The organism is Pleionea sp. WD8-19, from assembly GCF_055326765.1.
In genome coordinates, this window is the sequence record NZ_JBUZOU010000004.1 from 317,699 (window position 1) to 335,289 (window position 17,591).

Here is a 17,591-nt window from a genome sequence, read left to right on the forward strand (position 1 = left end):
GATCTTGGCATATTGGAAGTGAATAATCGAACGGATTTTTTAAAGAAAGGACTTGCAACATTCAATTTTCGAGCGTGGGAAGATTGAAATTTATACGATTTATTTTAGGCAATAAAAAAAGCCCGAGCGTTAACTCAGGCTTTTCAAATAATTCAATGGTGGCCCGGGGCAGAATTGAACTGCCGACACAAGGATTTTCAGTCCTCTGCTCTACCAACTGAGCTACCAGGCCAGACTGTAAACAGTCGCTTTAACGCACGCCAGCGGGGCCGTTCGTCAAAGAGCGCGTATTAAACCGATTTAGCGCTTTGAAGTCAAGCCTTCTATTCACTATTTTTTGGTGGCACGTAACCTTCGGGCATTTCGTAATCACCACCGAACAAAAACTTCTCCATTTCACCTGCAAGGTATTGTCGTGTTTCTGGCTCAATAACATTCAATCGCTTTTCATTAATTAACATGGTTTGATGTTTTAGCCACATTTGCCAGGCTTCAACGGAAATTTCGTTGTATATTTTTTGTCCTAGTTCACCAGGGTACGTGGGGGCATTGAGCCCTGGTAACTCTTTGTTCAGTTTTTGGCAAAACACGGTTCGTGTCATGGTTGCTCCTGCAGTTGTAATAACAGTTTTAATACCGGGCTGGGTAAACCCAGTTGATCCAGTTGATGGAGATCCTGCCACTTTAACCGATCCGAGTCCATGGCTTGAGTCGGTAGGCGTTTCAAGTCCAATAAGATGGGCTCAATTTGCAAATGAAAATGGCTAAAGGTATGACGAAAAGCGGGCAGTTCGTCTGCACCTTCTAATGAAATGGCGCTGGGTAGTAAAATGTCCAGCTCCGCTTGAGTTTTTGCATTGGGCAAACACCAGAGTCCACCCCAGATCCCTTTAGCGGGTCGCTTTTCAAGTAACACTTTGTTGCGGTGGCGAATAATGGCGAATCGCGCGTTGCGTTCCGGTTTGGTGGTTTTTGGCTTAGGGTTGGGGTATTGGTGTTGTGTGCCCGCAGCAAAAGCCTGGCAGTGATTCATCACTGGGCATAGCTGACAATCTGGATTGCGACGACTGCACAAAGTGGCACCAAGATCCATCATTGCCTGATTATACTGATCAGCGTTTTTTTGGGGAGTTAACCGATCGGCCAATTGCCATAGTTTTTTATGAACTTTGCTTTGCCCTGGCCAGCCTTTAAGGGCGTAAAAACGGCACAAAACACGTTTTACATTACCATCGAGAATGGTGGCTGGCCTTCCAGTTGAAAGGGAAATAATAGCGCCTGCTGTGGAACGGCCTATGCCCGGCAGCTCTTCTAATTCATCGACAGTGTTCGGCCACCTACCCTGATGGGTATTGATGAGCGTTTGCGCGCATTTATGGAGATTTCGAGCGCGTGAATAGTAACCCAGACCTGTCCAGAGTGAGAGCACTTCATCTATCGAAGCTTTGGCCAACGCTTTAAGGTCGGGAAATCGTTGCATGAACCTCTGGTAGTAAGGGATCACTGTAGCAACCTGTGTTTGTTGCAGCATAACTTCCGATACCCACACCCGATAGTGGTTTTTGTTTTCTTGCCAAGGCAGATCTTTGCGACCACGCTCACGATAAAACTTCAGAATGGCTTTCTGAAAAGCTTTGGGATCCAATCGACCGTTCCACTGATTAATTTGAAGCGCAGTGTACAGAAATTTGAATGAGTAATTAACCCTGAATCGTGTTTTAGCCAGGTAGTAGTGGGTGCATCATGGGAACCACAAATGAAAGCACTAACCACATCAGCAATACCAGTGGCCCACCAATGCGCATAAAGTCGGAGAACTGGTATCCGCCGGCGTTCATTACTAACAGGTTGGTTTTATAGGCGACGGGCGTGGCATAACTCATGTTGGCGCCAAAAAGGACTGCAATGACAAAGGGTTCGGGTGACAGCTGCAGCTGGTTGGCAATGGAAATTGCGATAGGGGTGCCGATGACAGCAGCAGCGTTGTTGGAAACAACATTGGTCAAGATCGCAAGCATCAGCATTAATCCGGACAAAATCACAACCGGTGGCGCACCCGACATAATGGCTACAAATGACTCTGCCAAATAATCTGCGCCGCCCGTTTTCAGTAAAGCCTCTCCGAGTGCCAGTGAAGCCACAACGATCAGTACCACTTGGGTTGAAAGTGCCAATGAAGCATCGCGCCAGTCCATGCAACGAGTGATCAACATTAAGCTGACGCCACACAAAGCGCTGACCGCAATAGGCAATATGCCAACACCTGCCAAAATAATAATGCTCGCCATAATGGCCAGCGCAATAGGCGCCTTTTCGGAGTGCGGTAAATCTGTTGTGGCATCCAGCACCAACAGGTCGCCTCGTTTTTTCATTTGTGCGATGTTTTCTCGCGGCCCCTGAACCAGCAATACATCACCCACAAACAAGGAAACATTCCCCAGCTTTCGATACAGATCAATGGCCTTTCCGCCTCGGTGTAAGGCAATAGCCACGAGTTTGTATTGATCAATAAAGCGAACGTTTTTTAACGTTGAACCAGCTAAGGGGGAGCCGGGAACGACAACCACTTCTGCCAACTGTTGATCTTCAGCCGTGAGCGGATGTTCTTCATCAACGGCTTGCTTTCCAATAAACAGGCGTGCTCCGATGGCTTTTTCATAATCTTTTAGATTTTCCGGAGTGTCGGAAACTCGAAGTCGATCACCGGCTTTAAGGACCACATCGGGCATTGGCATGATGCGCGAGTCGTTCTCTTCACCTCGTTGAATGCGTTCGACTTTCAGGCCTCCGCCAGTGTGAGCAATCACTTCTGACAGCGTTTTACCAGCAGCGTAGCCATCTTCCCGAATGGTTAGGTGCGCGGTGAACAAACGAGGGGAGCTGTCTGACATGGACGACTTGCGTTCCGGCATGATACGTGGCGCAATCAGCCATAAATAGGCAATGGCAACAGCACCGGCAATGGCCGCGGTTGGTAAAAAGTCGAACATTTCCAACCGTCGCATACCCATGTCTGCGGCTACCGATACCACCAATAGGTTGGTTGAGGTACCAATAGTGGTCGACATACCACCAACCAGGGTTGCAAGACCCATGGGCATTAACACTGCCGACGCAGAAGTATTGGTTCGTAGCGAAACGCTGATTAAAATCGGCAACAGTAAAACAACAATTGGTGTATTGTTCATAAACGCACTTAAAATGGCACCAATCACTAGGGTCAATAGCAGAGATATTGCGGGAGAGCTTTTCCATAACTTTGCTAATATGCGGCCAATAGGCTCCAGTGCACCAGTACGCACCAATCCTTGCCCCGCCATCATTAATGCACATACCGAGACCAAAGCCTCGTGACCGAAACCAGAGAAAAAAGCGGTAGCGTGTAATGTTTTTCCACTTTCGAGATCTATCACATAGGGAAACACTTCAAAGCCAACGATCAACACCAGCAATACCGCTAAACAACTGGTTTCCAGCGGTATATCATCGCGCCGAAACAAATAAAGAGCGAATACAGTTAAAAGTAAAACGCTCAGCGCATGGTTATTTGGAATAGGGGGAAGATCTAACATGAAGTGTTTTTTCGAATTGTTCGCAATTGTGCACTTGAAGTCAGAGTACCTTCAATTGCACGATTTGAAAATGCCATTTTTGTAAGAATAACGGGGATTGACTGATTCGCAAGTGAAGAGAGCATATAACTTTTGTGATTTGAGATGCCGAGCAGTTAACACGCACTAAAATATCCCTAAATAAGATGGCTTTTGCTAAAATTGCGGCGCTAATGTTTTGTAAGGTCTGAAATTATGTCCGAATCGCAACCGCCTAAATTTATGCGTCGTATTCGTAGCTTTGTACTGCGTGAAGGAAGAATGACCAAAGGTCAACAACGCGCAATGGATGAGTTATTCCCTCAACTGGGTATCGAGTATTCGCAACAGACGATAGATTTTCAGCAAGTGTTTGGTAATGACCAGCCAGTGATTCTTGAAATTGGCTTTGGTATGGGGCGTTCTCTGGCGGAACAGGCCAGTAAACATCCAGAGCGAAATTATCTGGGGATAGAAGTGCATCGTCCCGGTGTCGGTGCTTGTCTGTTATTGGCTGAAGAGCACAACTTAAAAAATTTGCGTGTTATTAACCATGATGCGATTGAAATCATCGAGCATATGATCGCTAATGACTCATTAAGTGGTGTGCAAATTTATTTCCCTGATCCTTGGCACAAAACGCGTCATCATAAACGGCGCATTGTGCAAACACACTTTGTTGATCGACTGCAACAAAAGTTAATGCCAAGTGGCTTTTTGCATATGGCTACTGACTGGGAAAATTATGCGGAATACATGTTAAACGTGATGAATCAGGTCGATGGTTGGAAAAACCTATCGGAAACAAACGATTTTATTCCAAGGCCGGACGATCGACCTTTAACTAAATTTGAAAATCGAGGCCATAAGCTTGGTCACGGTGTTTGGGATTTAATGTTTATTAAACAATAAATAAGGGAAATTTGGATTCATGAGTGAGCCACGTTATATCGCCGGTAATGATACATTAAAATTACGGTTTGCTACATTTGATGACGCGGAGTTTATTTTTCGTTTAGTCAATGATCCCGACTGGATCCGTTTTATTGGTGACAAACAAATTCATAATGTAGACGATGCACAACAGTATATTCAAAGCCGCCTGTTAGACAGTTACCAGAACAACGGTTTTGGACTTTATGTGATCGAATCTATGCAAGGTAATGCCGTTGGATTGTGTGGTTTGGTCAAGCGCGATGGATTGGAAGCCGTTGATGTGGGGTATGCTCTATCGGCGGATGCTCGCGGTTTAGGTTATGCGCGCCAGGCGGTGCAGTTGACGTTGCAACATGCGGTTAATGATTTGGGTATTGATTTGGTATTGGCGATCACCAATCCTGAAAATGCAGCTTCTATTCGACTCTTGGAAAAAGTGGGGTTTGAGTTTATTGAATCAAGGGTAATGCCTGGTGAGGATTTTGAGGTTTGTGTTTTTCGTTGTGTTTTAAATTAAGCTTTTTATTTATTAAAAGCTTTTCGCACCGCTATGCTGTGTGCGAGTTACTTTTGCCAAACGTTGCAAAAGTAACCAAAAGAGCTTTACACTAGCCGCTGTGGCACTTGCTCCGAATATTCTGACATTTTAATATATTCCTGAAATATTTGTTTTTGCTGTTGAATGCTGTCGCAAGTGATCAAACTGGGTATCGTGGACTTTTCAAACTCAGAGTCTTCTGGATGCTTAGGTTTAACAAACAATAAAAATGGAGTCTTAGCCAGTAGCGATAGCAATCTTCAAGCAATTCTAAGGCCTCAGGATTTTTAATGTATTTCGATCGACTTAGATCTCTTGCCACAGCGGCTAGCGTCTGGGCATTTTTGCCTACTTTTTTTGCTCTTGAAAAAAGTGGGTCGCCGGGCAGGGCGAAACCAGAGCTATCCGACAATTAAATATTCAAACTGGGTTTGGATACCTATTAATAGTTTAAAAAATCACTCAATCTCCCGAACCGGAATAACCTCCCCCACGTCAATATTCTCCGGCATAAAAATCTCCAACAAATCATTCAAAAAACGATGCCCGGTTTGAGTAACACGAATACGATTATCCGACAAATCGAGCAATTCTTTTTGATGCGCTTCTTGCAATTGCGGAGTAATTACCGAAAGCGCCAAACCGGTCCGTTCAAAAAAAAGTCGCTGTGGAATAGCAGAGGTTAACCGCAATGTATTCATCATAAATTCAAGTGGCAATTCTTTAAGTGATATAGCTTTCGAGTTTTGCGTGAAAGGTTTGTTGTTATCCAAATAATCTTTCGGACTACGAAATTGGCTGTAACGAAGTATGCGGTTTTCAGCAGGAAGAGTGAGTTTGCCGTGTGCCCCGGCGCCTATCGCCAGGTAATCACCAAACGTCCAGTAGTTTAAGTTGTGCTGGCTCTGCACATGGCTGGATTTAGCAAAAGCAGACACTTCGTATTTGTTAAAACCGTTGGTCGTTAACAGTGCTTCACCGTGTTCCTGAATATCCACCAGAATTTCTTCTTCCGGTAATCTCGGCGGATGCTGATAAAATAGCGTATTTGGTTCCAGAGTTAGTTGGTACCAGGATAAATGACTTACACCACTGTCGATGCCTTGTTTTAGATCATCTGCTGCGTTTTGCAAAGATTGATTTGGCAACCCGTGCATTAAGTCAATATTAATTTTTTCAAAGCCGGCCTCTTGAGCGAACCGAATGGCTTTATTGGCTTCGCGGCTATTATGAATACGACCCAATGCATGCAGGTGTTGATCATTAAAGCTTTGCACACCGATCGACAAACGATTGACACCAGCGGTGAAAAAGCCGTTGAATTTATTCGCTTCTGCTGTGCCAGGGTTGGCTTCTAATGTAATTTCTATTTCACCTTGAAAAGGGATTAATGCTCGAATTTGACTGAGCAGGTTTTCGATTGCTGCAGCTGAAAACAAACTTGGCGTTCCACCTCCAATAAATATACTGGTCAGTCGGCGACCCCAAATCATAGGCAACTGCTGCGTTAAATCGGCGATTAGGGCATCGACATAAAGTTGCTCCGGCAACTCTTGGGATGCGGTGTGAGAATTGAAGTCGCAGTAAGGGCACTTACGTACACACCAAGGGATATGGACGTAGAGCGACAATGGAGGCAAGGTTGTCAATGATTGCATGGTTGCCTCATCGAGTCGAAATAGGTCTTAAGCTGAGCTAAAGCTTTACCTCGGTGACTGATCGCGTGTTTTTGCTCGGTACTCAAGCGGGCGGCGCTGGTTTGGTACTCGGGACACCAGAACAAGGGATCGTATCCGAAGCCTCCTTCACCATCGGGCTCCGTTAAGATTTTTCCTTCCCAGCTGCCCTGGCAGATCACAGGGGTGGGATCGAGGTGATGACGCATAAATACGATCACACATTGGTAGCGCGCACTACGAGCGTTTGCTGCTACTTTCTCCATTTGTTGCAGCAACTTTTCATTATTGGATTGATCAGTTGCTGCTTCACCGGAAAAGCGAGCTGAAAAAATTCCCGGTTTGCCATTTAACGCGTCTACTTCGATACCTGAGTCGTCCGATATAGCAGGTAAACCGCTTTTTTGAGCGGCATGCCTTGCTTTCTTGATCGCATTTTCGACAAAGCTCAAACCATCTTCTACGGCATCTTCAATGCCCAGTTCTTTTTGTGGCACGATTTCACAATGAAAGGACGCTAGAATTTCCTGGAGCTCGGCAACTTTTTTACGATTACCACTGGCGAGAACAATTTTCGACATGAGATTTTCAACGATTAAGCGGGGAGTTGTTTAAATGGATATTGTAAAGGATTACGGGTAAAAACCGGAACTGCGATTATTACCCGATTCGGAAGCAGTCGATTACTTTGTGTTTATTGCGGACTGTAAACGGTTTGGCGAAATTCCAGATCGTAGCTTTTGGGCTGCCCAGAAGGTTTCACTTTCAGTTTAAACGTGAGTTTTTCTTCGTTATAGAAGCGAAAATTTGCCAGATAATAAACCGCGTGTTCTTCTTTTATTTCTTTAAAAGCGAGATCTTTATTTTGTCCCGCAAGGTTGTATGCATTACCACTGACATTAGCTGTAACAGCGTGGCCGAGTTTGTTATCCATCACAGTAATGTTCAACAATGCCAGTGATTTGGAGCGGCTCAGGCCATAAGCCCGAGCGGTTTCTGGCTTTAAAAAGTCGCTATTAAAAACACTGTAGTGGATCGTGTAATGATCAACGTTTTTTAAATTATCTTCGGCGCGGGTAACCAGACAGAAAATAAGCGCCAGAAGCAGCACAAGATATCCAGGCCTCACGATCATGTTTGTCTCCCTGATAGTAAAGTGAGGTGCTGTGGTAAACAGCACCGTAAGAACGAGTATTGGAAAGTATAGATCTGGATCGAATAATTAGCGACGAACGCTGGCTAAACTGACAACATTGTTTGTTTCACGCTTTGGAGCGACTTTATGCAGCTTTTCCAGCGTCTGGGTGGCATTGTGCAGTTCGGTATCCAACTCAAACACTAGGGTTTTAAGTGCTTTCAAGCGACCTTCTACGGTCGCTTCGTTATGTTGCACCGCCAATAATTGTTGATGATTTTCATCCAGCACGTGGCGTAATGAGTTGACTTGTTGAACCAGCGGCAAAATGACTTCGCGAGACCATTGCCGTAGTTCGCCGCGTAAGTATTTAAAGAACATGGCGATCTGATTGACCGTGGTGGTGAAAAAGCGTTTTACTGCAACGCTCTGCTCCGTCAGGGTTAAAGCCAGGTTACGATTAAGCTGACTTGACTCATCAATTAACTGTTGTAACTGACGACGGTAGATTTTACCTTTCAAGTAGCGAGGTTCGAGCAATTCGATGCCAAAGTCGTGCGAAAACTTGGTGTACATGGACTCGGCCATTTTGTTGCTAAGCTCTGCTTCGCGACAAAACTCGTTCATCAAAGCTTCAATGGCCTGGAAAAAGCGCTTGGTTGTACGCATCATGCCAACGCTGGTACGGCTTTCGACCATTTCGTGCAAAGTACGTTGGATCACATCGTCCAGTGCTTCTCGACTGATGCTATGCATTAACACTTCGGTTTGACGCTCCAGCAATCGCTGACTGGGCTTCAAAGCAATATGACGCTTTTTAAACTCAGCTTGTGCTTGGCGGCTTTGTTCAACCAAGCGGTGCAGCTCAGTTTCGGTATTACCGCGCATACCCTCGATTTCAACCGTTTGCTTTTCCAGCTGCTCTTTGCGTGAACGCAAAATTTGTTGCGAGTCTTCAATCATGCGTGTGGATTGTGCAATCACGTTGTCCCACATCACACTTTCTTTGTTGCCAAGTATGGTTTCTGACAAGACCGACTCGATGTCGGTAATTTGACTTTTTAAGATCAGCGCTTTGTCGTCTTTTACACGGCCAAGTAATGCTTTTTGTGCCGATACAGGCAAAATATCTGACTCAGGGATTTTGAGGTGACGCGCGGTCTGACGGATCACGCGATTGATGGCTTTTTCGGTTTTTTTGCGGCCACTGAGTTCGTCCCAGAGCACGTCAATTTTATTCAACACCGCATAAAGCCCCAGGTTTGGCCGGTTTTTCAGTTGTTCGATGTGCTCTTCCCAAATCTGTAAGTCACTGGCCGTAACGCCGGCATCCGCAGCTAACACGAATACCACGGCTTGTGCTTGCGGTAACAGGTGATAAGTCAGTTCGGGTTCGCTACCCAATGCATTGAGCCCAGGCGTATCGATAATGCGTAAACCCTGTTGTAGCAACGGATGAGGAAAACTGACCATGGCATGTCGCCAGGCCGGAATTTCAACTTTTTCTGGATTGCTTTCGTCTTCGTCAAGCATGGTGGCATCAAAGCCAAGCTCCAGTGCTTCCAAACGGGAAACGGATTTGGTTTGGGTGATGCTTTGCATCGCTTGAGCCATTTCTTCCGGAGCGTCTGTGATTAATGGAATTTCTACCCAATGATTGGACAAATTGCGGTATTCCGACATAGGCGTGTCTTGCAACCGTGTTTCAATGGGTAGTAGGCGTAAATAAGACGTTTGATTGTTTTGGTCGAAAAATAACTCGGTCGGACACATGGTCGTGCGACCCGCTTGAGACGGTAAAATGCGTTGACCGTATTCGGAAAAGAAAATGGCATTAATCAGCTCGGTTTTACCGCGAGAAAACTCACCAGCAAAGGCAATGGTTAGGTATTCGCTGTTCAATGTATCCAGCATGTGCTTGATGCGAGTGTCGTTATCATCGTCGCATAACTGGTTGCGGCGTAACCACAAACGAAAACTTTTGAGTTCTTTTGCAATGGATTTTTTCCAATGCTCGAACTTGCCGATTGACTCAGTAAACTGACTTGACCCCATAAAAAAACCGCCTAAAGCAATGCATCTGCTGAACAAATATTGAACAGCTATTCTAGCAGATAAAATGAGTGAAAACGTGACTTTGCATACATTTTGTCAGATTCTGCGCGAATATAAAGTGCAAATTACCGTTAGCCGAGTGCGAACACCAAAGGATAGACGTAATAGCTGATCAGACTCTTGGTGAAATACAATGCTAAGAACATCAATATCGGCGATAAATCCAAGCCACCCATGGGCGGTAACAGTCGTTGAAACGGACGAAATAAAGGGTCGGTAAGTTGTGCAATGACCATCACCATGGGGTTATAACCACCAGGACTGATCCAGCTCATGATCACACGAATAAACGCCAGAAAAATGTACAAACCCAGAGTTAGAGAAATAAGTTCGACACCCGCGAAGACCACCAAGGTGATCATTTTGGCTGAGCCTACCAGCCCGAGTGAAGAGAGCGTTAGCCATTTTCCCAGGTTAATAATGTAAGCGAGCAGTAACGAGGCAACATCCAGACCGGCGAACCCAGGTATGAGTTTACGCAGTGGGATCAGCGGAGGATTCGTTGCTTTGACCACAAATTGAGAAATCGGGTTGTAAAAGTCAGCTCGAACAGCCTGTAGGAAAAAGCGCAGTAATACAACGTACAGGTAAAGCTCAAACAGTTGAGTCAGTAAAAAGGCGAAAGGGTTATTCATAATTTTGATTTTTGTCGGTTAATGGTTTGAATTATATGGGTTTATTGTAAAGTCTAAAGGAATTCTTTGGAAAAAACTGTTAAATCTCAAGTCAGCGGTGTTTTGCCAATTCTTTGCCGCGCACAATGGCAGCTTTGACCGCACGTTCAATCACATCGCCAATAGCGTCGTTTTCGAAACTTTGCAAAGCCGCGGCCGTCGTACCGTTTGGTGAAGTGACTTGTTGGCGTCTGTCACTGATCGCGACTTCCGGATGCTTTGCAATTAATGTCGCCGCTCCTAATGCGCTTTGTACCACTAAAGCTCTTGCCGTTTCGGTTGGCATACCTTGCTTACACCCAGCATCAATCAAAGCTTCCATAAAGCGAAAAAAATAAGCTGGCGAGCTACCAGCCAATGCGGTGACGACATCCATGAGCGCCTCGTCTTCTAGCCACTGATATTGACCGATGGCGCCGAAAATATAATCCACCTCAGCTAAAAAGTTTTGCCGCACGTGTAGCTCGGCATAGACACCCGTCGCCGCACAGAGCTCGATGGCCGGTGTGTTGGGCATGGTGCGGATCACCGGTAATTGATTTCCACACAGTTCTTCTAGGTTTGCAACGGTTAACCCTGCAGCGACTGAAATGGCGCATCTGGGATGGGTTAACACTAAATTTTGCAATGCTTCTCCCATTTTTTGAGGTTTAACTGCTAGAACCAGCAAGTCGGATGCATCGGCAACTTCTTGATTGAGCTGTGTGATCCTGATTTGTGTTTCTTGTGATAGTGCTTTCAGTTTGCCCAAATTTGGGTTAGAAACCATGATGTTTTGCGCAGGGTGTCCTCGCTTCAATAACCCGCGAATAATGGCGGAAGCCATATTTCCAGCACCAATAAAACCAATGACCGCGTTTTGTATAGAAGGTGATGAGGTATTGGATGACATAGTCGTTAATCCTTAATCATTTGTTTCCAGTTGGCTGGACGTTCACCGAACAGCGCCGTACCAATTCGAACCATGGTGCTGCCAGCGGTAATAGCTGACCGCATATCGCCGGACATCCCCATTGATAAGGTATCGAGATGAGGAAAGCTCGCTTTAGCTTGAGTAAAAAGGTCGGCTATTTGCTCAAATTGTTGGCGTTGTTTATTGGTATCTGTTTGTGGTGGTGGAATGCTCATCAGGCCCCGTAATGCTAAGCGGGGTAGCTCATCAACCAATGCCAATAGATCCATTAGCTGGTCACTGTGTATACCTTGCTTGCTCGACTCGCCAAACACGTTAAGTTGCAGAGTCACATTTAAAGGTGGCAAATGTTCGGGTCGTTGCTCGTTTAAACGTCGCGCAACCTTTTCACGATCAATGCTTTGCACCCATTGAAAGTTCGCTGCAATGTCGCGTGTTTTGTTGCTCTGAATAGGGCCGATAAAATGCCACTCGATATCCAGCGCTGCTAAAGCACTGATTTTGGGTAAGGCTTCGGTCAGATAGTTTTCACCGAACAGTTTTTGACCGGCATTAAAAGCTTGCTCTATGTGATTGATTTTCTGAGCTTTACTCACAGCTAACAATGTGACAGAGTTAATAGCTCGATGGGCGTTATGCGTGGCATCGTCTATTTGCTGTTTTATGCGGTACAGGTTTTGTTGAATCGACATAAACTCCTAACTTTTTCAGTGGTAAATGAGAGGTAGAAACCGGCTCAGCAGTCTAAACTGTAAAAGTACTTATTATCTACTCGAATAAACTGGAACTGAACACTTCCGGGGTCAATAACAATGGATATCACAGAATTACTGGCGTTTAGCGTTAAAAATAAAGCATCGGATCTCCATCTTTCGGCCGGGTTACCACCGATGATCCGGGTTGATGGTGACGTACGACGTATTAACGTACCACCGTTGGATCACAAAACCGTACACAGTTTGGTGTACGACATTATGAACGACAAGCAGCGAAAAGATTTCGAAGAATTTCTGGAGACAGACTTCTCTTTTGAGTTGCCGGGTATTGCTCGTTTTCGTGTGAACGCTTTTAATCATAATCGCGGTGCTGGAGCAGTGTTCCGGACCATTCCTTCGCAGGTGTTAACCTTAGAAGAACTGGGCGCACCATCGGTTTTTAAAGATATTTGTATGCATCCGCGCGGGCTGGTATTGGTCACGGGGCCGACCGGCTCCGGTAAAAGTACTACGCTGGCGGCTATGATTGATTACATTAACGACAATGATTACGGTCATATTTTAACGGTGGAAGATCCCATCGAGTTTGTGCACGAAAGTAAACGTTGTTTGATCAACCAACGTGAAGTGCACAGAGATACCTTGGGATTCAACGAAGCTTTACGCTCGGCGCTGCGGGAAGACCCCGATATTATACTGGTGGGTGAGATGCGTGATTTGGAAACCATTCGCTTGGCACTCACCGCCGCTGAAACCGGTCACTTGGTGTTTGGTACTTTGCATACCTCTTCCGCTGCAAAAACCATCGACCGTATTGTTGATGTTTTCCCTGCTGCTGAAAAAGACATGGTACGTTCGATGCTCTCGGAATCGTTAATGGCGGTTATCTCACAAACACTGTTGAAAAAAGTAGGCGGTGGTCGAGTGGCGGCGCATGAAATTATGGTCGGTACACCGGCGATTCGTAATCTGATCCGGGAAGATAAAATTGCCCAGATGTATTCAGCGATCCAGACCGGAGCGCAGCATGGTATGCAAACACTCGATCAATGTTTGAAAGATCTTTTGGCGAAAGGGTTGATAACTCGACAAGATGCTCGTGAAAAAGCCAAAACCAAAGAAGATTTTTAGTTAGGAATTAACGGATGGATTTTGAAGCGTTATTAAAATTGATGGTACAGAAAAAGGCATCGGACCTTTTTATCACCGCGGGCGTTCCACCTTCAATTAAGATCAACGGTAAGATCATGCCGGTGACACAGCGATCGCTTAACGGCGAAAAAGCGCGTGAGGTGGTGCTGTCGGTGATGAACGAAGAGCAGCGACGTGAGTTTGCGCGTGGACACGAGTGCAACTTTGCCATCAGTGCGTCTGGCATAGGTCGTTTTCGTGTCAGTGCGTTTCAGCAACGCAATGAAGTGGGTATGGTGTTGCGGCGTATCGAAACGACTATTCCGACATTGGACGAATTACGCCTGCCAACGGTATTGAAAAAGCTGTCGCTTACAAAACGTGGCCTGATCATTTTTGTGGGTGCGACAGGCACTGGTAAATCCACTTCATTGGCCGCAATGATTGGTTATCGCAATCACACGACAACGGGCCACATCATTACCATCGAAGATCCTATCGAATTTGTTCACCAACACGGTAAATGCATTATCACTCAACGCGAAGTGGGCTTGGATACCGACTCTTTTGAAACCGCGTTGAAAAACACTTTGCGACAGGCTCCTGATGTGATCCTCATTGGTGAAGTGCGGACTTCAGAAACGATGGATTATGCGGTTGCTTTTGCGGAAACAGGACACTTGTGTATGTGTACCTTGCATGCCAACAACGCAAACCAGGCTTTGGATCGTATCATTCACTTTTTTCCAGAAGAGAAACGGCATCAGTTATTGCTCGATTTATCGCTCAATCTGCGAGCTGTAGTTGCTCAACAGTTGATTCCAACACCAGATGGTAAAGGGCGACGCGCTGCAGTGGAAATTCTGATCAACACACCACTGGTGGCCGATCACATTCGTAAAGGTGAAATGCACTTGATTAAGGATTTGATGGCCAAATCGACCGAACACGGTATGCAAACGTTTGATCAGGCGTTGTTTCGACTGTATAAATCGGGTGAAATTACCTATGAAGATGCATTGCATCATGCCGACTCACCTAACGATCTGCGTTTGATGATTAAACTCGACAGCTCTGAAAAAGATCCTGAGTTGCAGTTGGGTGCTAATGCCGGTGGTATGACACTTGAAGATGCTGAGGATAATCCTTTTTGATTAAAGCACTAAGCACTAAGCACTAAGCACTAAGAACTTAGAACTTAGAACTTAGAACTTACCCTTGCTGCGCAAACCAAGACTCCAATATCAAAACGGCCGACAGGTTATCGACAGCACTTTTCTGTAGAGCCCGATAGCCTCCTTCTTCAAAGAGTTGAGAGCGCGCTTCAACGGTCGTTAAACGCTCATCCATCATTTCAACGGGAAGTGCAAATCGTCCTTGCAGCCGTTTAGCAAATTTTCGAGCACGTAGAGTAAGTTGCTGCTCGCTACCGTCCATGTTAAGCGGGCAACCAACAATCAGAGCGTCCGGTCGCCACTCTTGTAGCATACGCTCAACCTGTTGCCAGTCGGGTTGACCATTTTTTGCTTTGAGTGCTTTCAGTGGGCTGGCGGTTTGAGTCACTGCTTGGCCATAGGCAACACCAATGGACTTGTCACCAAAATCAAACGCCAGCAATCGTTGGTAAGCAATTCGCGACATGACGTTTTAAAATTAGGCGTGGCCAGAGAGCGATGAGATCTGAGAGATATCAACACCAAGTAACAGTGCTGCTTTATGCCAACGCTCGCCGACTTCGGTTTGGAAGAGTATTTCTGCCGAAGCTGGTGTGCTGAGCCAAGCATTTTCAGCGAGTTCCATTTCCAACTGTCCTGGTCCCCACCCAGCATAGCCTAATGCGACAACGGCATCGTTCAGCTGTTTCTGCTTCGGTAAAGCGCGAAGAATATCTTGCGACGTCGTAATGGTAATTTGATCACTGACTTCGAGGCTCGATTGCCAGCGAGTAGAGCTGCGATGGATGACAAACCCACGGTCGGTTTGTACTGGGCCTCCCGCCAATACTGGTCTTTCCACAAAATCGGGATCGACAGCAATTTCCAGATGATCAAGCAGTTCCGAGGTTTTTACTTCAGTAGGATGATTAATGACGATGCCCATTGCGCCTTCTTCATTGTGCTCGCACAGCAAAGTCACACTTCGAAAAAAGTTGGGATCCGCCAAGCTGGGCATGGCGATAAGAAAATGATTCTTCAGACTGGTAAATTCTTTCATACCCTAATTGTTGGGCTGAAAGTCGAAAAAAACAAGCAATTCATTTTTTATTGTGTAGAAACACGATCACCAGGTTGAAATTGCCATAAGCGAACAATTTCAAGTACATCGGTATCTTTACGCAATATCTCATCGAAAGGCGCAAAAGGCGCAGCCTGACGCACGATGCGCAACGCAGCATCATCAAGTATTTTATGGCCGGAGCTGCTCATGATGCTTAAGTCACGAATGGTTCCATCCGCATTGACCGCAACCTTTACAATTAATTCGCCATAAAGTTTTTTTTGTTTTGCCAATGTTGGGTAGTTGCGATTACCCACTTCTTCGATACGCCGTCGCCAAGTATCCAGATAGAGAGCATCGCTGGCGCGATGGATCGCAGCCGACACTTGTCGTTTCCGTAAGTTTTTCGAAGCCAGCTGTTGTTGGTCGGACAGCTGCGCGTTGAGTCCGGCCAGCTGGTAGCTTTTTTGCAGGAGCGTTGCTGTATCCAACAAGGGTTGCTGTTGCTGTTCTGGGGCTTCGATTTGATCCTGCAAAAAGACTTTGTTCTGGCTATTACCTGTCAGCAAATCGGGGTTGGGTTGTGGTTGTTTCACCACGGCAGATTGGACCGAAGACAGTGAAGCTTGTTTTGCCGGATCCGGAATTTGTGCCAGCTCAGTCGTAGTGGGCGTTTGCAATAACTCCTTATCGCCACCACCTTGCTGATTGTCCTGGCCAATAAAGTCTGCTTTTTCTGGTTTTTCGAGTGCATGATACTGTGCCAGTACCACTTGCATTACTGGAGAAACTGGTTGGCTCTTTTTCTCCGGCAAGGTAAACGCAATGCCGAGAAACAGCAATGCGTGAAAAGCGATGGCCAGAATTGCTGCGAAGGTCAGTCGATCCGACTCTCGAATGGTTGGGGCCTGCTCATTTAAAACGCCGTTTTCTATCATAATGTTGGTTTATTGCTGTGGGCTGATTTTTTGTTCCAATGCATCCCATAGTTTACCAGCAATTCCCGTATTAAAAGCAGCATCTATTTCACGAATACAGGTTGGACTGGTGACATTGATTTCTGTCAGGTAGCCGCCAATGATATCCAAACCCACGAAATAAAGTCCGCGCTTTACCAGCTCTGGTCCTACTTTTTGCGCTATTTCGAGCTCGCGCTCGGTTAACGGTTGTGCAACACCGCGACCCCCAGCGGCGAGATTTCCGCGTGTTTCTCCGGCTGTAGGGATACGAGCTAAGGCGTAGGGAATAGCGTCACCATTAACCATGAGTACGCGTTTATCACCCTCTCTGATTTCGGGGATAAAACGTTGTGCCATAGCGAGCTGTTGCCCATGGTTGGTCAAGGTCTCGATGATCACATTGGTGTTGGCATCTTGCTGATTTACACGAAAAATAGAAGCTCCACCCATGCCATCAAGCGGTTTTAAGATGACATCCTGATGCTGGTTGATAAAATCTTTAATTAAGTGCTTGTTGGTTGAAACCAGTGTTGGTGGGCAACAATCGGGAAACCAGGCGGTAAATAACTTTTCATTACAGTCTCGCAAACTGGATGGCTTATTCACAACCAAGCATCCGTCAATTTCTGCGCGCTCTAGGATATAAGTTGCGTAAACATAATTCATGTCAAAAGGCGGATCTTTACGCATTAAAACGATATCGAGATCGGCGAGATCCATTTCTTCCGCATCGCCAAGTTCAAACCAGCTTTCAGGATCATCAAAAACCGTTAAAGGTTGGCAAATTGCGAAGGGTTTCCCATCTCGCAGCAATAGGTTTTCTATTTCAATATAAAATATGGGATGATTACGCGCTTTTGCCTCCAGAAGCATGGCAAAAGTGCTATCTTTTTTAATATTGATTGTGGATATTGGATCCATGACAACGCCAACGGAGATAGTCATAATTCTTTCTCGAAATACCTCTGATTAAATGTTTAGTTTTCATACA

The 17,591-nt window shown here is 45.7% G+C and carries 18 protein-coding genes and 1 tRNA gene; 4 read left to right on the plus strand and 15 right to left on the minus strand.

What is annotated here, in order from left to right; translation table 11 throughout:
• Positions 1-156: 156 nt before the first annotated feature.
• The 4 genes from ACTUJY_RS07280 to ACTUJY_RS07295 form a co-directional block, all read right to left on the minus strand.
• Positions 157-232, minus strand: a tRNA-Phe gene (locus tag ACTUJY_RS07280).
• Positions 233-323: 91 nt separating this feature from the next.
• Positions 324-602 carry an oxidative damage protection protein gene (locus ACTUJY_RS07285; protein WP_463615407.1) on the minus strand — a complete coding sequence of 93 codons (279 nt, stop codon included), beginning with the start codon at positions 600-602 and terminating at the stop codon, positions 324-326.
• Complete coding sequence (gene mutY, locus ACTUJY_RS07290) at positions 599-1,645, minus strand: A/G-specific adenine glycosylase (RefSeq protein WP_463615408.1); 1,047 nt, start codon at positions 1,643-1,645, stop codon at positions 599-601. The genes ACTUJY_RS07285 and mutY overlap by 4 nt, the downstream gene beginning before the upstream one ends.
• A gap of 73 nt (positions 1,646-1,718) precedes the next feature.
• Positions 1,719-3,572, minus strand: a complete 1,854-nt coding sequence (locus tag ACTUJY_RS07295) for an SLC13 family permease (protein ID WP_463615409.1) — start codon at positions 3,570-3,572, stop codon at positions 1,719-1,721.
• A gap of 234 nt (positions 3,573-3,806) precedes the next feature.
• Between ACTUJY_RS07295 and trmB the strand changes: the two genes are divergently transcribed.
• Positions 3,807-4,502: a tRNA (guanosine(46)-N7)-methyltransferase TrmB gene (trmB, locus tag ACTUJY_RS07300; RefSeq protein WP_463615410.1), complete on the plus strand. Its 696-nt coding sequence runs from the start codon at positions 3,807-3,809 to the stop codon at positions 4,500-4,502.
• A gap of 19 nt (positions 4,503-4,521) precedes the next feature.
• Positions 4,522-5,043, plus strand: a complete 522-nt coding sequence (locus ACTUJY_RS07305) for a GNAT family N-acetyltransferase (RefSeq protein ID WP_463615411.1) — start codon at positions 4,522-4,524, stop codon at positions 5,041-5,043.
• Positions 5,044-5,522: 479 nt separating this feature from the next.
• On the opposite strand, the gene hemW is transcribed toward ACTUJY_RS07305, so the two are convergent.
• The 7 genes from hemW to ACTUJY_RS07340 form a co-directional block, all read right to left on the minus strand.
• Positions 5,523-6,722 carry a radical SAM family heme chaperone HemW gene (hemW, locus tag ACTUJY_RS07310; RefSeq protein WP_463615412.1) on the minus strand — a complete coding sequence of 400 codons (1,200 nt, stop codon included), beginning with the start codon at positions 6,720-6,722 and terminating at the stop codon, positions 5,523-5,525.
• On the minus strand, positions 6,710-7,321 hold the full coding sequence (gene rdgB, locus ACTUJY_RS07315) for an RdgB/HAM1 family non-canonical purine NTP pyrophosphatase (RefSeq protein WP_463615413.1): 612 nt from the start codon (positions 7,319-7,321) through the stop codon (positions 6,710-6,712). Before rdgB ends, hemW begins: the two co-directional genes overlap by 13 nt.
• 113 nt (positions 7,322-7,434) lie before the next feature.
• Complete coding sequence (locus tag ACTUJY_RS07320) at positions 7,435-7,875, minus strand: DUF4426 domain-containing protein (RefSeq protein WP_463615414.1); 441 nt, start codon at positions 7,873-7,875, stop codon at positions 7,435-7,437.
• 87 nt (positions 7,876-7,962) lie between these two features.
• A complete protein-coding gene (locus ACTUJY_RS07325; RefSeq protein ID WP_463615415.1) occupies positions 7,963-9,930 on the minus strand; it encodes a dynamin family protein in 1,968 nt (655 codons plus the stop codon).
• A 131-nt stretch (positions 9,931-10,061) separates the two neighbouring features.
• Complete coding sequence (locus ACTUJY_RS07330; protein ID WP_463615416.1) at positions 10,062-10,625, minus strand: YggT family protein; 564 nt, start codon at positions 10,623-10,625, stop codon at positions 10,062-10,064.
• Between the two features lie 91 nt (positions 10,626-10,716).
• On the minus strand, positions 10,717-11,556 hold the full coding sequence (gene proC, locus ACTUJY_RS07335; protein ID WP_463615417.1) for a pyrroline-5-carboxylate reductase: 840 nt from the start codon (positions 11,554-11,556) through the stop codon (positions 10,717-10,719).
• Positions 11,557-11,561: 5 nt separating this feature from the next.
• Positions 11,562-12,269, minus strand: coding sequence for a YggS family pyridoxal phosphate-dependent enzyme (locus tag ACTUJY_RS07340; protein WP_463615418.1), 708 nt, complete (start codon positions 12,267-12,269; stop codon positions 11,562-11,564).
• Between the two features lie 120 nt (positions 12,270-12,389).
• Here ACTUJY_RS07340 and ACTUJY_RS07345 point away from each other — a divergent pair, with 120 nt between their 5' ends.
• Complete coding sequence (locus tag ACTUJY_RS07345) at positions 12,390-13,424, plus strand: type IV pilus twitching motility protein PilT (protein ID WP_463615419.1); 1,035 nt, start codon at positions 12,390-12,392, stop codon at positions 13,422-13,424.
• A gap of 14 nt (positions 13,425-13,438) precedes the next feature.
• Complete coding sequence (locus ACTUJY_RS07350) at positions 13,439-14,578, plus strand: PilT/PilU family type 4a pilus ATPase (protein WP_463615420.1); 1,140 nt, start codon at positions 13,439-13,441, stop codon at positions 14,576-14,578.
• Positions 14,579-14,636: 58 nt separating this feature from the next.
• On the opposite strand, the gene ruvX is transcribed toward ACTUJY_RS07350, so the two are convergent.
• The 4 genes from ruvX to gshB are packed head-to-tail and all read right to left on the minus strand — an operon-like array spanning position 14,637 to position 17,545.
• On the minus strand, positions 14,637-15,065 hold the full coding sequence (ruvX, locus tag ACTUJY_RS07355) for a Holliday junction resolvase RuvX (RefSeq protein WP_463615421.1): 429 nt from the start codon (positions 15,063-15,065) through the stop codon (positions 14,637-14,639).
• A 12-nt stretch (positions 15,066-15,077) separates the two neighbouring features.
• Entirely contained in the window at positions 15,078-15,638 is a 561-nt protein-coding gene (locus ACTUJY_RS07360) for a YqgE/AlgH family protein (RefSeq protein ID WP_463615422.1), read from the minus strand.
• Between the two features lie 47 nt (positions 15,639-15,685).
• Positions 15,686-16,579 carry an energy transducer TonB gene (locus ACTUJY_RS07365; protein WP_463615423.1) on the minus strand — a complete coding sequence of 298 codons (894 nt, stop codon included), beginning with the start codon at positions 16,577-16,579 and terminating at the stop codon, positions 15,686-15,688.
• A gap of 9 nt (positions 16,580-16,588) precedes the next feature.
• On the minus strand, positions 16,589-17,545 hold the full coding sequence (gene gshB, locus ACTUJY_RS07370; protein ID WP_463615424.1) for a glutathione synthase: 957 nt from the start codon (positions 17,543-17,545) through the stop codon (positions 16,589-16,591).
• Positions 17,546-17,591: the final 46 nt, after the last annotated feature.

Excerpts from the sequence above, each read along its gene's own strand:
- ACTUJY_RS07285 (WP_463615407.1), bottom strand. The coding sequence starts at position 602 with ATGACACGAACCGTGTTTTGCCAAAAACTGAACAAAGAGTTACCAGGG.
- ACTUJY_RS07305 (WP_463615411.1), top strand. The coding sequence starts at position 4,522 with ATGAGTGAGCCACGTTATATCGCCGGTAATGATACATTAAAATTACGG.
- rdgB (WP_463615413.1), bottom strand. The coding sequence starts at position 7,321 with ATGTCGAAAATTGTTCTCGCCAGTGGTAATCGTAAAAAAGTTGCCGAG.
- ACTUJY_RS07340 (WP_463615418.1), bottom strand. The coding sequence starts at position 12,269 with ATGTCGATTCAACAAAACCTGTACCGCATAAAACAGCAAATAGACGAT.
- ACTUJY_RS07295 (WP_463615409.1), bottom strand. The coding sequence starts at position 3,572 with ATGTTAGATCTTCCCCCTATTCCAAATAACCATGCGCTGAGCGTTTTA.
- proC (WP_463615417.1), bottom strand. The coding sequence starts at position 11,556 with ATGTCATCCAATACCTCATCACCTTCTATACAAAACGCGGTCATTGGT.
- ACTUJY_RS07360 (WP_463615422.1), bottom strand. The coding sequence starts at position 15,638 with ATGAAAGAATTTACCAGTCTGAAGAATCATTTTCTTATCGCCATGCCC.
- hemW (WP_463615412.1), bottom strand. The coding sequence starts at position 6,722 with ATGCAATCATTGACAACCTTGCCTCCATTGTCGCTCTACGTCCATATC.
- ACTUJY_RS07325 (WP_463615415.1), bottom strand. The coding sequence starts at position 9,930 with ATGGGGTCAAGTCAGTTTACTGAGTCAATCGGCAAGTTCGAGCATTGG.
- ACTUJY_RS07345 (WP_463615419.1), top strand. The coding sequence starts at position 12,390 with ATGGATATCACAGAATTACTGGCGTTTAGCGTTAAAAATAAAGCATCG.
- ACTUJY_RS07330 (WP_463615416.1), bottom strand. The coding sequence starts at position 10,625 with ATGAATAACCCTTTCGCCTTTTTACTGACTCAACTGTTTGAGCTTTAC.
- ruvX (WP_463615421.1), bottom strand. The coding sequence starts at position 15,065 with ATGTCGCGAATTGCTTACCAACGATTGCTGGCGTTTGATTTTGGTGAC.
- gshB (WP_463615424.1), bottom strand. The coding sequence starts at position 17,545 with ATGACTATCTCCGTTGGCGTTGTCATGGATCCAATATCCACAATCAAT.
- trmB (WP_463615410.1), top strand. The coding sequence starts at position 3,807 with ATGTCCGAATCGCAACCGCCTAAATTTATGCGTCGTATTCGTAGCTTT.
- ACTUJY_RS07320 (WP_463615414.1), bottom strand. The coding sequence starts at position 7,875 with ATGATCGTGAGGCCTGGATATCTTGTGCTGCTTCTGGCGCTTATTTTC.
- ACTUJY_RS07350 (WP_463615420.1), top strand. The coding sequence starts at position 13,439 with ATGGATTTTGAAGCGTTATTAAAATTGATGGTACAGAAAAAGGCATCG.
- ACTUJY_RS07365 (WP_463615423.1), bottom strand. The coding sequence starts at position 16,579 with ATGATAGAAAACGGCGTTTTAAATGAGCAGGCCCCAACCATTCGAGAG.